Raw genomic sequence first — 16,177 nt, forward strand, 5'->3', positions numbered from 1 at the left:
TGCCGGGGCCATCGGCTCATCCGCCGGGAACGCTCGACGAAGCGGGCTCGACGACAGGTTCACCGCGGAGATGACGGCCTTGAAGACCTTACGCCCCTCGTTCGCTTTTCCTTTTGCCTTCCTGTTCCTTGCCGTGGGCGGGAGCCTCGTAGGTGGCTGTATCGAGCGCCCTCTCATCGAGATCGCGGGCCCGGGTGGTGCCGGCGGCCAAAGCACGGACGCCGCCCCGCCCGTCGACCCCCTCGACGCCTTTGTCTTTCCCATCACTGATGCCCTTGCCCTGCCCGACGCCCCCGTTTGCCCAGGTCCCCTCTGCCCCGACGATGCCGCCTCGTCCTTCTGCGGCGATGGCCTCGTCGACCCGGCCGAGGAATGTGACGACCGCAACGCCCGCCCCGGTGACGGCTGCTCGGGCCTTTGCCGCGTCGAAAAGGACTATGCCTGCCCTTCCCCCGGGGAGCCTTGTGTCTCCACCGTGCTCTGCGGTGATGGCCTGCTCTCCGGCGCAGAAACCTGCGACGACCGCAACACCGCGAGCGGCGACGGCTGCTCCGCCTCCTGCGACCGCGAACCCGGTTTTGCCTGCGCCACCCCGGGCGCCCTCTGCACCCCCGTCACCTCCTCCAGCCGCTGCGGCGACGGCGCCATCAACGACAGCGAAACCTGCGACGACGGCGCCACCGTCTCCTTCGATGGCTGCTCGGGCACCTGCCAGCGTGAGGCCGGCTGGAGCTGCCCCTTGCCCGGTCAGCCCTGCACCAAAGACGAGCTTTGCGGCGATGGCTCTCTGGGTCCCAACGAAGAGTGTGACGACGGCGATGTCGCCCCCGGCGACGGCTGCACCGGCCTGTGCAGGCGCGAGCCCTTCTTCTCCTGCCCCACCCCCGGCATGCCTTGTCTGTCCACCATCGTCTGCGGTGACCGCTTGGTCGTCGGCGACGAGGCCTGCGACGACGGCAACACCCTGCCCGCCGATGGCTGCAGCCCCGACTGCAAATCCAGCGAACCCGGCTTCACCTGCCCCGTCGCCCTCGGCGTTGGCGGCCCCTGCGTCCCCGTCCCCTCCCAGCGCTGCGGCGACGGCCGCCTCTCTTACGGTGAGTTCTGCGACGACGGCAACGACCTCTCCGGCGATGGCTGCTCCGCCTCCTGCAGGGAAGAGCCCGGCTTTACCTGTAACGCGCCAGGCACCCGCTGCCAGCTCACCGAGTGGTGCGGCGACGGCAAACTCAGCCTTGCCCGCGCTGAAGAGTGCGACGACATGAACACCGTCTCCGGCGACGGCTGCACCGCTGACTGCATCAAGGAAGCCAACTTCGTCTGCCCTCAACCAGGCCAGCTCTGCTCTTCCACCATCCGCTGTGGCGATGGCCGCCTCGGCGGCAGCGAAACCTGCGATGACGGCAATGACGTTGCCAACGATGGCTGCAGTGCCACCTGCCAGGTCGAGTCGGGATGGAGCTGTCCCGCGGGCTCCACGTGTCGGGCGCAACGATGCGGCGACAGCCTGGTCGCGGGCGCCGAACAGTGCGACGACGGTGACGCCGACGGGGGGGACGGCTGTAGCGCCGCGTGCAAGCTGGAACTTCCGAGCGACGAAGAAGACGCAGGGTGGGTGTGCCCGGCGCCGGGCCTGCCTTGCCAGCGCACCGTCTGCGGCAACGGCACACAGGAAGGCAGCGAGCAGTGTGACGACGGGAACAACGATTCGGGTGACGGCTGCTCGCCCTTCTGTCGCAAAGAGCCTCTCTGCCCTCCTGCAGGTGGACCTTGCATGACAGCCTGTGGCGACGGCCTGCTGCTTCCCATCGACCTCGCAAGCGGCCAGGAGTGCGACGACGGCAACACCGTTTCGGGCGACGGCTGCAGCGCCGCATGCAAAGTGGAGAGCGGCTACACCTGCAGCCCTCGCGAGATCACACCCGACCCCTTGATCCTCCCCATCGTGTACCGCGACTTCAAAGCCAAAAACGAGACCAACGGGCACCCGGACTTCCAACACTCCACCGGCGAAGAAACGGGCATCGTGAAGCCCTTGCTGGGCGTGGATGGCAAGCCCCAGCACGTCGATCAGAACAAGGCAAGGACCACCAACAACGATCCGGGCGTCTCGTTCGACTACTTCGGTGTGTGGTACCGGGACAACGCCGCCTACAACAAGACCCTCAAGTCGAGCTTGACCTTCACCAAGTTGATGACGGGCGAATACCGCTACGCCAACGCGGACTTCTTCCCCCTGGATGGGCTCGGGTGGGGCAACTACAACAACGGCTCCCACAACTTTCACTTCACTTCGGAGGTGCGGTACTGGTTCGAGTACAGGGGCGGCGAGCGCCTCGACTTCAGCGGAGACGATGACGTCTGGGTGTTCATCAACAAGCGCTTGGCAGTGGACATCGGCGGCATCCACGGCGTGAGGAACGGCAGCGTGATCCTCGATGCGAACGACGGCACGGGACGGGTGTGCGATCTGGTCACCACCAACTGCAACAACCGGAGAGCCGTGGACTTCGACCTCGACAAGGGCAGTGTGTACGAAATCGTGGTGTTCCAGGCCGAGCGTCACACCACCGAGTCGAACTACAGGCTCACCCTGTCGAACTTCACGGGCTCCCGGAGTGAATGCACCCCCGTGTGTGGCGACGGCTTCGTCACGCCCAACGAAGCCTGCGACCTCGGCACGGCCGCGAACACGGGCGCCTATGGCACCTGCAACCCCAACTGCACCCTGCCCCCTCGCTGCGGCGACGCCGTCACGAGCACCCCGGACGGCGAACTGTGCGACAACGGCATCAACCTCACACCTTACGGAGGCGCCCTTCAGGTCTGCGGAGCCGGGTGCCGGTTTGCCCCTTACTGCGGCGACGGCATGGTCGACGCGACGTACGGGGAGCAGTGCGACCAGGGCGCACAGAACGGCATGGGCTACGGATTCTGTGCGGCGGGCTGCAAGCTCGGCCCCCGCTGCGGCGACGGGATCACGAGCGATGGCGAGACGTGCGACGACGGCGCCGCCGTCAATGGCACCTCGGGCAGCGCGTGCATGGCCACCTGCCGGCTCAAGTGTGGCAACGGGCTTCTCGATCCCGGTGAGCAGTGTGACGAAGGCACCCTGCAAAATACGGGGGCTTATGGCAAATGCCGGTCCACTTGCACCCTCGGGCCTCGCTGCGGCGACGGCATCCCCAACGGGGGTGAACAATGTGACGATGGCAAAAACGACGGCACTTACGGCACCTGCGCGCCAGGCTGCGCGTTCGGCCCCCGCTGCGGTGACAACGAAGTACAGGCCACCGCCGGTGAGCTTTGCGACCAGGGTCCCGCCAACGCCAGCAGCAGCGCTTACGGCAGCAACGTGTGCACCACCCGCTGCCGGCCCGCCCCCCGCTGCGGCGATCGGACCGTGGACGTCACGTTCGGCGAGGTCTGTGACGACGGCAAAAACGATGGCACGCCGGGCTCCTGCGCAAGCGACTGCAAGGCCGCCATCCCCCTGCCCTCGTGCGGCGACGGCGTCAAGCAGCCCGACGAGGCCTGCGACACGGGCAGCGCCAACGGTACCCTGGAAAGCACCTGCGACTCACGCTGCCGGATAAAGTGTGGCAACGGCGCCAAAGACCTTGGCGAGCAGTGTGACGATGGCGTCAACAGCGGCGCCTACGGCACCTGCAGGCCCACCTGCACCCTCGCCGACTACTGCGGCGACGGCGCCAAAAACGGCAACGAAGCCTGCGACCTCGGCGCCCAGAACGAACCCGCCCCCTACGGCCAAGGCAAGTGCACCACCTCGTGCCAGATCGCGCCCTTCTGCGGCGACGGCCGCATCCAGTCGAGCCTCGGCGAAGAATGCGACGGCGGGGTGGGCTGTAGCACGCTTTGCAAGATCGTCCCCGTACTGTAACGAAGGTGCGGCGGCGCTCTTCAGTGAAGGCGACCCACCGCCGCACCTGACTTTCGGTCGCGCAATCCGCTGCGCAAGGGGGGAGGCTGGTATGCGCCGCCTTCTCTGCGGGCCTCTCATTTTTTCGTGCGACTTTCCGCTAGGGCGCCGTCCACCTGGCATGCATCCACGCTGTTCCACCCCGGATGCAAGAAACGGAAATACATGCGTACGAAGATTCTCCTGTCCCTGGCGGCCGCCGCGGTTCTGCCCCCCTTGTCTGCAGGGAGCTCACGAGCGGACACTCTCTGGGTCGAAGCGGAGTCGGTCCGACTCGCAAGCAGCGAAGATGGCAACAGCATCACCTCGCCTTTGCGGATCGAGGACGCGGTGCTGGCGTCTGACGGCTCTTTCGTCAAGGTTCCCTCGGGCCTCAACAGCTTGAACGCGCCGGCCGCAACAGGGATCGCGCGATACCGCATCGAGCTGGCGAACGCGGGCGTTTACGGCGTGTTCGGTCGCGTGAAGGCGCCGGATACCAACTCGGATTCGCTCTGGGTCCGCTTCGATGGCGGCACCTGGGTGCGCTGGATGGACATCGCCCTCGGCTCGGCCTGGCACTGGGACTTCGTTCACGACAGCGTCAACGGCAACAAACCGGCCGTCACGTTCAACCTGTCCGCCGGTGCCCACGATTTTGAGGTGGCGTACCGTGAGAACAACGTGCAGCTCGACGCGCTCGTGTTCACGGACAACGTCAACTACTCACCCACCGCCTTCTCCTCCCCGCTGGCCGCTCCGGTATTGAGCTCCGTGAGTGGCAGCAACCGGATTCGCTTCACTTGGACGGCTGTGGCAGGCGCCACCAGCTACCAGATCCAGAAGCAACAGGCTTCAGGCGCCTTCTCTTCCGTGCAAAACAACGCAAACCTGGTTTACAACGCCCAGGCCACCGGCTGTTTCCGCGTGGTGCCCATGCGCTCCGGATACACCGGAACGCCTTCGCAGGTGTTGTGCACCGGCTTCACGTCGGGTGACTATCCCCTGGTCATTCGCAACGGCTACAATGCCTCGTTCTCGTCGCCGATGTTCTTCGACTGGACCGACGAAGAGGCCAAGGTGTTCCCGGGCTACAACAGCCTGAACGCCGCACCCAACACCGGATACGCCCGCTTCGACTTCCAGCTGGGCGCCACCACGAAGGTGAAGTTCTGGGTGCTGGTCACCGCGCCGTCGACATCGTCCGATTCGTTCTGGGTGCGCATCGATCATGGCACGTGGATCAAGTGGGACAACATCGTGGGCGTGGGCGACTACGGCTGGGCCGACGTGCGAGACACGAACGCCTCGAATGCCGTCGTACAGCCAACGCTTTCCGCGGGCAGCCACACGCTCGAGTTTGCGTATCGTGAGGAAGGAACCACTTTCTCGCGCATTCTGGTCGAGTCGAACCTGTCTGCAGAGCCGCCCGGCGGCGTCTACGACTGAGCTTGTCCCGTCCTTCCTACGGGGCGGGGACGTCCCCCTCGCCCCCGCCCCGTAGCGGGACCTCATCCCTCGGGGCGCATTCGTCCCTGCCCCCCCAAAGGTGGGTCCACGCCAGGTCGTAATACGACCCCAGCGTCTCGTCGGCCACCATAGTTGCACCGCATGCAACGACGAGTTTCGTCCTGTTGCCTTGTCCAAGCCCTTCTGCCCCCCTAGTGTGAGAACACGCAGAAAGGACGTCACATGAAGATCACATTCATTGGCACCGGTCAGGTGGGCGGGGCCCTGGCCGCAGGGCTGGCGAACGCCGGACACGACGTGGTCCTGGCAGAAGCCCGCCCCGGCTCGCGCAGCGTCGTGGAGGCGCTGGCCCGATCCCCGCGGCTGTCCGCACGGCCCCTGGCCCAGGCGGTGGACTTTGCGGAGGTGGTGTTCCTGGCAACGCCGTTCGCCGCGAACGAGACGGTGCTGCCCCCACTCGCAGACGCGCTCGCCGGCAAGGTGTTGGTTGATTGCACCAACCCCGTGGGGCCGGGGCTGAGCCATGGCCTTTCCAGCCAGCGCTCGGGCAGCGAAAGGGTGCAGGACTTGGCACCCCGAGCGCGCGTTGTGAAGGCCTTTAGCATCTACGGCTTCGAGAACTTCGAGAATACCGCCTACCCCGGGTATGACACCCGCCCCGCAATGCTGTTCTGCGGAGAAGACCCGGCCGCCAAGCAGGCCGTGGCCCAACTCATCACCGACCTCGGGTTCGAGCCCCTTGACGTGGGGGGGCTGGTGCAGGCGCTGCATCTGGAACACATGACGCTGCTGTGGGTGCGCATGGTGCGTGCACACGCGCATCCGCCCGGCATCGTGTGGTCGGCCCTGAGGCGCCCGAAGCCGCTCCTCTGAGTCGCATGATTCGAGCGTTTTAGGGCGAGTACTTTCCCTTCAGATAGGCCTGAAGCTGATTCAACTCAGCCTCGCTGAGGGCGGCCTCGTAAACGAGGACCTCGCCTATGTCCCCGTGAAAGTAGGTATTGGCGCGGCCTAGACCAAGGTGGCCCAATGTCTTGTTGTTCTTCAGCGTTGTCAGTTGGTTGGATACAGTCAAGACCTTGTTCCCTTGGATGTAAAGGTCTTCAACCGCTCCTTTCTTGACGGCAACGGTGACTGTGACGGACTCCATGACCGAGGAAGGCCGATCGTAAACCGTCACGTTGTCCTCTTCACCCGTGCCGAAGCGAAAGCTAACGTTCCCCTGCAGGGGCGTCAGATAGGTGGTGCCCCAGTCGCCACTTTGCTGCCACGAGATCGGAGCGGCGAGGGTGCCGTGATTGTCGAGAGTGTTTTCACATCCAAACGCATGACACTGCCGACTGAGGTTGGCAGAGACCAATGCAATCGTGAGCTCCGAAAGTCCGTTGATCTCATACGAGAAATCCAGCTGGTTTCCGTTCGTGGACTTGCCCAAGTCAGAAGGAACGAACCGGACCGCGGGTCGACCGTTGATGGCATTTGCCACCAGTGCCGGTTGAAGTTCAGGCTTGGTCTGGGAGGCATCGATTCCCCGGCCTGACTGATCCTTCCAGACGGAGACTTTTCCCCCGCTCGTCGAAACACCGTGATCGGCCGCCAGCCAAAGCGAAAGGCTCCTCTTCGGCGGTGCAACTTCAGGTGGTGAGGGAGACCCTGGGCATTTCACTTCGTAGAAGACGAGGGGCGACCCCTTCAGGAAGTTGGTTCCCGCGAAATCAATGTCTCCGTCGTTCCCGAAGTCAGCAACGCGAACGTTGTGCTGGGGCTCCATCGCTACGAACTGTTTACGAAAGCTTGGCTGCGCTTTTCCGTCATTGACGAAGAGCGCAACTCCTTCGCCAGCCTCTGATCCGAGGATGACGTCAAGGTCGCCATCGTTATCCACGTCGACGATGTTGGGGGTATGGGCGCCCGCATTGGGATCGAGGACATGCCGAGTCCAGGGCTGCTTCGGATCGGCCGGAGACTCCCACCACGTCGTTGATCCGGCACTGCGACCCGGGGTGAACAGAACGTCGATTCGCCCGTCACCGTTGAGGTCGCCGGCGGTGGCATTGTCTCCCGAGGCTTGACCTATGCTGTACGCCTTCCATACACCTTTGGCATCGCCAGGATTCTCGAGCCAAGATCCCAACCGGATGATGTCCAGGTCGAGGTCGCCGTCTATGTCGGCAAGCGCCAGCCCCTCCAGAGCAAACTCGTCCCACGTCGTGGCCTTCGGGGCGGTTTGAACGAAGAGGCGCCCCTCCTGCTGATGCCCCAGAACGTAAAGCCGATCGTCCTTGGGATTCTTCGCAACCTCGAGGTCATGGGCACCCCCGTTGCCGATCTTGCGCCTCACCCAGTTGTCGCCCGTCTTCCCGGAAGGCATGGGATTCTCGAGCCAGATCATGCCCGATGGGGTCCCCTGGTGTTCGGGGTAGATCACATCGAGGTCTCCGTCACCGTCGACGTCAAACACGTCCATGTCCGTGTAGCAGTCGACCCCGGTTTGGATGACGTGCTTGCTCCAGGTCGGGTATTCGTACCAGGCGACGTCCCCACCTCGCTCAGCGCCCGTGATGATGTCGGCGAGCCCGTCTCCATTCATGTCGCCGACGGCCTTGCAAGAAAGGTGAGGGCCCGGGCTCGGCGGGCTGGAATCGACTACGACCCTCTGCAAGGGAATGTCCTTGCCTGATGAGTCTGCGCACGTCGCCTTGCCGTTGTTGCCTGGGGGCGTTGTCCCCCCGGCGCTCACGGTACCTCCGGTCCCTTGACCTGCGTTACCGCCGTGCTGCGCCCCCGCAGTGCCGCTTCCTCCGGTGTGCGTGCTTCCTCCCTCAGCCCCGCGCCCACCCTTTCCGCCCGCCCCAGCGACGCCTGAAGACGAGCCACCAAGGGCGCCCCCTCCGGTCCCTGCCGAGGGCGAAAGGTCATCTTCGTCCCTGCTGCCGTTGTCCCATGCTCTGCAGTCGACGGCGCTGCTCGAGGCGATATTCACCACGAATGTGCCCTCGGCGGAGGCAAAAGGATCCGCGCGCGACCTGACGAAGAATGCGGCGGAAACATCAGGATTTCCGTCCGAGCTCGCACGCACGAGGGCCGACTCTGAAGAGGCGTTCTTGAACGGGGAGCTCGCGCTCGTGGGAGAGCGGCTTTCGAGCCCGTCAGCGTCCGAGTTGTGGCTCGAGGGTCGACCTCCGGCCACCCTCGACCTACGCACGGTCAAGCTGCACGCGAAACACGAAAGCAAACAGGGTCGGGAACATTCCGACTGGTATGGCTTTGGGATGCAGCGGGCCAGAACGAAGCGCCCGATCGGAAGGGCGATAGAGCAAGGCCACGAACACGAGCAGACCAGGACCTGGAAGGTCGCCTTCGACGGCGCCGCCCGCCGCGCTGGAGGTCTGCGGCGATTGCCCATGCCAGCGCACGCCCCGGGCGCTTACCTTCTGCAAGCCACGCCCGATGGCGGACGGAGGGGACACCCCAACGGCGCCCAACCAGACGGCATCATCAACATCAGCAACTTGTTACTGTGGCCGAATCGGGGGGTGGCTGCGGAACGGGGCCTGGGGGTCCACGTCCTGTCTCTCGAAGACGGAAAACCGATAGTGGGGGCCGTGGCCTCGGTGTGGAGCGACGGCGTGGAGCACTCGGCCTTGTCTGGGCCGGACGGGTGGGCTTGGGTCCCCTTTTTATCCGCTCGCCTCAATCATGTTTATGTCCTTTCGGCCAGAAAAGGAACCGATGAAACTCTGACCTGGTCACACATTCATCCGTCCTCGACCCCTGATGCCGATCCGGAGCTCCGCGAAGCAGCTCTACGCAATCATCGCCTGCAGGAGCTCACGCGCAGCTTGAGTCAATCGAAACAAACGAGCCCTGCGGGTCCCTGGCTCTCGATCGATCAGTACCCGAAGGAAGCTCGACTCGGCGAGCCCATGAGCGTTCGCGGAGAGATCGTCAGCCGCCCGGCGCGCCCGCCGAATCGGCGATGGCAGGGACGCTGGTGGCTTTTGGACTCACAGGGCAACCCTTACAACGGCAACGAGCTTCCCGCGGCAGCCCGCGTGCTTCAGCGCGGTGATTTCAAGGTGGAAGCGGATGGTCACTTTTCGTTCACGCTCACACCGCGCGCGTGGCTGTTCGATAGCGAATCCGACCCCAAACGGACTTTCTCCTATCCGGCTTGGCCCCATCGCAGTTTCCGGTTGGTCGTTGGGGCCGCTCCCGCAAACAAGAGTGCCCACAAAGACGCCGCCTTCCTCTGGGACGACGTCGTGTTCAGGGCCGGAGCCACTGCCGCCTCCTCGGTGTTGACGAGCTCGGACAGGTGGCTCGAGGCAAGCGGGGGCAAGGGGGTCGAGCTTCACTGGCGGACGTTCAGGAGCGATGCAGTGTCCGGCGAAGCGACGCTCACGATTGAGATGTTGTCACCGCCCAAGACACTACCGGCATTGAGGGCGTCCCCGAACGCGGAGCTGGTCTCTCGGATGCCGCGCGGACCACTTAGCGAACTGAGACCCGACCGGGACCTCCCCTCCCAAAACGTCGCTGGAATGGATGCCGAGCTAAGCGACTGGGAGGTGGCTCGAACCATCGGCCAACAGAGCGTCACCTTTGATCGCTGTGGGCATACCTATCTGACGTTGCCGGCCTTGGTGCCCGGAGTCTACCGAATCCGCGTCGACGCTCGCGAGCGGGCCATCGAAGCCGTGTCCCACATCTTCGTTGGCCGTGCAGAGGACCTGGAAGCCCGCGGGGTCCTCGCAAAGCTGCGCCTTTACCTCTTGCCTCAGACCGTGGTCCCTGGGCCGGACGCCGAGCCGGCACAGACCCTGCGATGGCTCGCGGGCTCGGGATACGGATCTTCCTCGGTGTGGGTCGACGTTTTCGACGCTCGTACGAACGAGCTCGTCAGCTCAGAGCGTTTGCGCGAAAAGGGTGGACTGGTGACGCTTCGGCTTCCAGAGCGGATGTCGTTCGCTCCGCTGCACGCACGCGCGACGCTGGTTCGCGACCACCGCGTGCTCTCCCTCTCTCAGTCCATAAGCCCCAGGGCTGTCCGCGCCGATCTCGAACTTGCCGCCTCCGTGAAAACCTGCGGGGCCGTCACGTGCGACCTCGAGATCACGCTGGCGCTAAAGTCGTCTTACGGAGCGATCTCCAGGGCTGACGCTGCGTTCAGGATCATCGGCGGGGAACGAGGGACCGGCGCCGGATGCCGATCTCCTGACCCCGCCGGCGACCTTGCGGCTGTCGCCGCTCATCCGAGGCAGGCGCTCGGTCTGTGGAGGGAGTCGCTACGGGCAGACGTAGCCCCGGACGAAGTGATCTCGGAGTCCAGGTGGGAGAAAACGTTTCGCCAGAGACGCTGGCCGGCTGTCGAGCTTCAGATCCCTGAAGGTGAACCGCCGGTGGGTCTTCGACAACGCCCGGAGATCCCCACCGAGATCGTGATGCCCATCGAAGTTCCAACGAACGGCGAAGCGGTCACGATTGTTCGCCGAGTGCCTCGCCTTGGCGTACGGCGATGGCTCGTCAGGGCAGACGTCGTCACGAGCGGTCCGGCCGCGGCTCTGTCACACGAGATCTCGGTGCCTGCGACCGCCCGATGAGCGTGCGCGACACGCAGCCCTCACGAGCTCCCACCATCGTCCTCAACTGGCTCGCGCCCCTGGTGAAGCCACGCCGTGGCGCACAGGAAGTTCAAACACCACGCCACTCCGCGTCATAACTATCCCGCGTTGAATGTTTCTGGCAACTGACGTAAGCCGTCTCGCATCCTCAATCTCGCTGCCGTTCCTTCAACGTGAGCCGTCTCGCAGCCTCAGCCCTCGCTTCCGGCCCGGGGGGCCTCACGTTTCGGCAGGCGCATGCCGATAGCTCCCGGGGCATGTCGCGCTACGCTCGTTTCCTCTGTCACTCCCTTTCGCCTTCCAGCCTTGCCCCACGAGCTCGTCTCGCCGCCAAACGGCCTCGGGCGCCCCGTCGCACCAGGGCCTTTTGGGCCTTCCTTGTGGCCATCGGCCTCGGGCTGTCCGGCGCCAAGCGGGCCCAGGCGGCCAACGATGTGTGCTACCGCGGTGGCCCCGTTCTGGCGAACTTCAAGCTCAACGGCACCGCTACCCTGACGGACGAGAGCATCGTCATCACGAAGAACCAGGGCAACCAGGGCGGCTCGGCCATGTACCAGAGCAAGTTCTCGACGGCGCAGAACTTCCACATTCAAATGAAGGTGAAGATCTCGCCCGGGTCGGCTCAGCCTGCCGACGGCATGGCCTTCATCATGCACAACAACGCCGCGGGCACTTCGGCGTTGGGTCAGCTGGGCGGAGGCGTGGGTTACGCCACGCTCACGAACTCGGTGGTGGTGGAGTTCGACACCTACCAGAACTCGAGTGACCCCTCCGGCCCCCACATTGCACTGACCCGCAACGGTGCAGCGTCTCACAGCGCCACCGACAACACGGGTCTGCCGGTCGTTCGCTTCTCCCAGCTCTCGAACGCCTTCAACCCCACGGACGGCACGCCGTTCAACATCTGGATCGACTACCTGAGCACCTCCAAGACGCTGAACGTTTTCGTGTCTCAGTCGGACACCAAACCTGCCTCCACCGCCCTCACGGCCACCCTGGATCTTCCCACCTTGCTGGGGAGCGACTTTTTCGTTGGGTTCACGGGCTCGACGGGAGGTTCGTGGAACCTGCACGAGTTCCTCGAGCTTTACGTCACTGACAACGGCGCCACGGCGCAAGCGGCCTGCTGCAATAGCAACAGCGACTGCGTGGGTTCCTCCTTCGGCACCATCTGCGATCCCGTCAAGAACGTGTGCGGAACCTGTACGATCGAGGCCACGACCTGCGGCGGCGGCGATGGGTGTAACCTGTCCTCGTCCCACAACAGCTGCATGACGGCCTGTGATGGCAACTTCGGGTCCAGTACGTCCCACGCCTGCAGCGCGGCGGCCTACCCGGCTTGCCGCACGTCGGGCGTGGGCGCGGGCTCGTGCGCGGCGTGCGGCGGCGACTTCGGGACGGGAGCGACGGCGTCCTGCGCGAGCGGGGCGCCCTATTGCGCTGCCAGCGGCTACTGCGGCCTGTGCAGCACGAACGCCGACTGCACCGCCGCCGGCGCCACCCACGCGGGCGCCTTCTGCAACAGCGACACGGGACGTTGCCTCACGAGCTGCGCCGGGGCCAACGACTGCGGGCCCGCGAACTACTGCGCCGGTGGCACATGTGCCGCCAAGGCCGCCAATGGGCAAGCCATCCCGGGCGGAACCTGCAGCGTGGGGGCTGGGCAGCTTTACTGTGCGTCGGGTGTTTGTTCGACCAGCAACAACACCTGTGGCTACACGAACGGTTCGGGCAGCTGCACGCCGAGCAACGCGACCACCGTGTGCCAGTCGGGCGCCTGTAGCACGGCAGGTGTCTGCATCCCGGCCGCCAGCGGGGCCTGCTACGTGGACGGCGAGTGCGCGTCGAACCAGTACTGCGAGCGCAGCAGCTTCAGCTGCAAGAGCAAGCTCGCCGCCGGAGCCTCGATCCCCTCGGATGGGCTTCACGATGGCACCTGTAGCCCCGCGAACGCCAGCGCCGTCTGCAGCACGGGAGCCTGCAACACCGCGACGAACACCTGTGCCGCTGCGGCGGGCACGGCTTGCACGGCGGCTGCCATGTGCACGGGCAACCTCTGCGGCAGCAACGGCCTGTGTGGGGGTACCAACGGCACCGCGGGGTGCACGGGGGCCAACGCGGGTACCTATTGCCAATCGGGGGCCTGCAGCACCGGCGGCGTTTGTGTGCCCGCCGGCAATGGCCGCTGCTATGGCGACGGCGATTGCGCTTCCGATAGCTTCTGCGTTCGGAGCACGTTCACCTGCACGCCCAAGCTGGGCCCGGGCAGCACCATTCCCGACGACGGATTGCATGGCGGCGTTTGCACCAGCAACGTGGCCACGGCGGTGTGCACGACGGGCCTGTGCAACGCGATCACCAACACCTGCGCCAGCGCGCTGAACGCGCTCTGCGCCAACAATGCGAGCTGCGCCAACAACGTCTGCGGTGGCAACGGTCAGTGTGGGGCTCCCAGCGGAACGGGCAGCTGCACCGCGGGAACCGCCGCAACGGTCTGCCAGTCGGGGGCCTGCAGCACCGGCGGGGTGTGCTTGCCCGCCGGCTCTGGCGCCTGCTGGGTGGACGCGGACTGCGCGGGCACCCACTACTGTGACCGGGCGTTGCTCTCGTGCGTGACGAAGCGCCTGGCGGGCGCGCCCATCCCAAATGACGGGCTTCACGGGGGCGCCTGCGCCTCGGCCCTCGCGGTCTGCGCGACGGGACTTTGCAACGAATCCACCACCACCTGCGCGGGCGGGCTGGGCTCTGCCTGCAGCGGAGCGGCGGCTTGCCAGACCAACGTCTGCGGCGGCAACGGCCTTTGCGGCCTTGGGCTGGGTGAAGGGCCGTGTAGCACGGCAACGGCGGCCTCCTCCTGCCAATCCGGCGTCTGCAGCGCGGCGGGTGCGGTCTGCATCCCCGCGGGCAACGGCGGCTGTGGCTCCGACGTCGACTGCGCGGGCGCCGGCTATTGCGACGCGGGCACGCTCACCTGCCAGCCGAAGCTCGAGCCGGGGGCGCCCTTGCCCACCGACAAGCTCCACGACGGAACCTGTACGCCCTCCCTGGCGGTCAACGTCTGCGCGAGCGGCGCCTGCAACCCGGTCACCAACACCTGCGCCAACCCCAGCGGCAACGCCTGCACGGCGCCCACGGCCTGCGTGACCAATGTCTGCACGTCCGAGGGGTTCTGCGGGTTGGCCCGTGGCGCGGGCCCTTGCACCAGCGACAACGCTTCGACCATCTGCGCCTCGGGCGTCTGCAGCGCGACCGCGGGCGTATGTCTGGGCACGGGCGGGGGCTGCTGGGTGGACGCGGATTGTGGCGCCGAGCGTTTCTGCGACCGCAACGCCAACACCTGCCGTGATCGCCTTGCGCCTGGCGCGCCCCTGCCCAACGATGGGCAACACGACGGCGCGTGCACGCCGGAGGTGGGCGCGGCCGTTTGTGCCTCGGGGGCGTGCAACGCCACCACGAGCACCTGCGGCGGCACGCCTTCCTCTGCCTGCACCACGGCTGCGGAATGCGCGGTGAACCACTGCGGGGGCAACGGCCGCTGCGGCTTCGAGGCAGGATCGGGCACGTGCACCGGCGCCACGGCGGCTGCTGTCTGCCAAAGCGGCACCTGCGGTCCGGAGAGCGGCGTCTGTGTCCCCTCGGGGGGGGCAGGCTGCGGGAGCGACGATGACTGCGCCGACGCGCAGTTCTGCGAGCCGTCGAGCAAAACCTGCAAGCCCAGGCTTGCGCCGGGGGCGCCCTTGCCGGTAGCGGTCACCTGCACCCAGGGCATGAGCTCGGCTTGCGCCACGGGGCTCTGCAACGCGGTGGCCGGCTCCTGCGCGACCGCCACGGGTGAAACCTGTGCGGCGGCCGCCGACTGCGTCTCGAACGTCTGTGGCCGCAACGGCCGCTGCGGCTGGGCCGACGGCGAGCCGGGCTGCGAGGCCGGCAACGGCAGCGGCTGTCAATCGGGCGTGTGCACGATGAGCGGCGTCTGTGGTGCGAATGGTTGCGCCCTGGATTCCGAGTGCCCCAACACCGCCTTCTGCAACGGCACAGGCCTTTGCCAGGCCAAGTTGCCGGCGGGTGCAACTTTGCCCATGGACCCTGTGCGGGGCGCTTGCCCCTCCACGGGCCTGTCCGGCGCTTGCGAAAGCGGCCGCTGCAACGCCACTCAGAACACGTGTGCGCGTCCTGTGGGAGGTGTTTGTGCCTCGGATGCAGGCTGCGACACCAGCACCTGCGGCAGCAACGGCCTGTGCGGGATCCCCGACGGAGCCCCCGGCTGCATGGCCACCACGGGCGCCCTGTGCCAAAGCGGCGTGTGTAGCGCCACGGGCGGCCGCTGTGTGCCGGCGCAGACAGGGGCCTGTGCCGTGGACGCCGATTGCGGCGCGAGCACCTACTGCAACGGCACGATGCTGACCTGCGTGCCTCGCCTCGGCGCCGGCGTGCCCCTGCCCAAGGACGGTCTGCACCAGGGCGTGTGCATGCCCGGTGAGGCAGCGGCTGTCTGCGCTTCGGGGCTGTGCAACGCAGCCGCGAACACCTGCGCGGAGGCCTCGGGCGCGTTGTGCACCACCTCAACGGTGTGTGAGGTTGGCTTCTGCGCGCAGAACGGGCGTTGTGGCTGGGCTGATGGGCAGGGCTCCTGCTCGCGGCTGAGCGGCGGCAAGCTGTGCCAAAGCGGTGTTTGCAGCGCGCAGGACGACGTCTGTGTGCCCAACAGCCCAGACGCTTGCGCGCAGGATGAGGCGTGCGGCCCCTTGCGCTTCTGCGACCGCCTGGTGCTCCTGTGCAAGCCAAAGCTGAGTTCGGGTGCTGCGCTGCCGGTCGACCCCATCCACGACGGCCTCTGCACGCCGGCCCTCAGCGCCGCCGTGTGCGCTACGGGCATCTGCAGCGCGCGGACGAACACCTGTGCCGTGGCCCAGGACTTGCCCGTGGTGGTCTCGGGCGGGGGTTGTGCCTACGGCTCACCCACGGGAAGCCCCGACGCGGATTGGGGCACCCTGCTGCTGGCGGCGCTGACTTCGCTCGCGCTTCGGCCTCGCCGGGGTCGTTCGAGGCGCGGCTAAGGGCTGTGGGCCCGCGGTGGGGGCATCCCCGCTGCGGGCTGTCGTCGTTCTGGCAAGAAGCTCCGCTCCGGGGGCGTGAGCGACGCCGCCCAGGAGCCGAGCACCCA

At 66.2% G+C, this 16,177-nt stretch carries 7 protein-coding genes; 5 read left to right on the top strand and 2 right to left on the bottom strand.

What is annotated here, in order from left to right:
- The first annotated feature begins 79 nt into the window (after positions 1-79).
- The 3 genes from KA712_20815 (at position 80) to KA712_20825 (ending at position 6,262) form a co-directional block, all read left to right on the top strand.
- Positions 80-3,901: a DUF4215 domain-containing protein gene (locus KA712_20815; protein ID MCG5055415.1), complete on the top strand. Its 3,822-nt coding sequence runs from the start codon at positions 80-82 to the stop codon at positions 3,899-3,901.
- 204 nt (positions 3,902-4,105) lie between these two features.
- Entirely contained in the window at positions 4,106-5,368 is a 1,263-nt protein-coding gene (locus KA712_20820; GenBank protein MCG5055416.1) for a hypothetical protein, read from the top strand.
- Positions 5,369-5,611: 243 nt separating this feature from the next.
- Entirely contained in the window at positions 5,612-6,262 is a 651-nt protein-coding gene (locus KA712_20825; protein MCG5055417.1) for an NADPH-dependent F420 reductase, read from the top strand.
- A 19-nt stretch (positions 6,263-6,281) separates the two neighbouring features.
- Here the strand turns inward: KA712_20825 and KA712_20830 are convergent, their stop codons facing one another.
- Together KA712_20830 and KA712_20835 are read right to left on the bottom strand one after the other, a co-directional pair.
- Positions 6,282-7,979, bottom strand: a complete 1,698-nt coding sequence (locus KA712_20830; protein ID MCG5055418.1) for an FG-GAP-like repeat-containing protein — start codon at positions 7,977-7,979, stop codon at positions 6,282-6,284.
- Between the two features lie 146 nt (positions 7,980-8,125).
- Complete coding sequence (locus KA712_20835; GenBank protein MCG5055419.1) at positions 8,126-8,308, bottom strand: hypothetical protein; 183 nt, start codon at positions 8,306-8,308, stop codon at positions 8,126-8,128.
- 185 nt (positions 8,309-8,493) lie between these two features.
- Here KA712_20835 and KA712_20840 point away from each other — a divergent pair, with 185 nt between their 5' ends.
- Together KA712_20840 and KA712_20845 are read left to right on the top strand one after the other, a co-directional pair.
- Entirely contained in the window at positions 8,494-10,992 is a 2,499-nt protein-coding gene (locus KA712_20840) for a hypothetical protein (GenBank protein ID MCG5055420.1), read from the top strand.
- Between the two features lie 401 nt (positions 10,993-11,393).
- Entirely contained in the window at positions 11,394-16,070 is a 4,677-nt protein-coding gene (locus KA712_20845; GenBank protein MCG5055421.1) for a hypothetical protein, read from the top strand.
- Positions 16,071-16,177 lie beyond the last annotated feature (107 nt).

The sequence above is a fragment of the Myxococcales bacterium genome (assembly GCA_022184915.1).
In the GTDB taxonomy this organism is placed as follows: domain Bacteria; phylum Myxococcota_A; class Polyangia; order Fen-1088; family Fen-1088; genus JAGTJU01.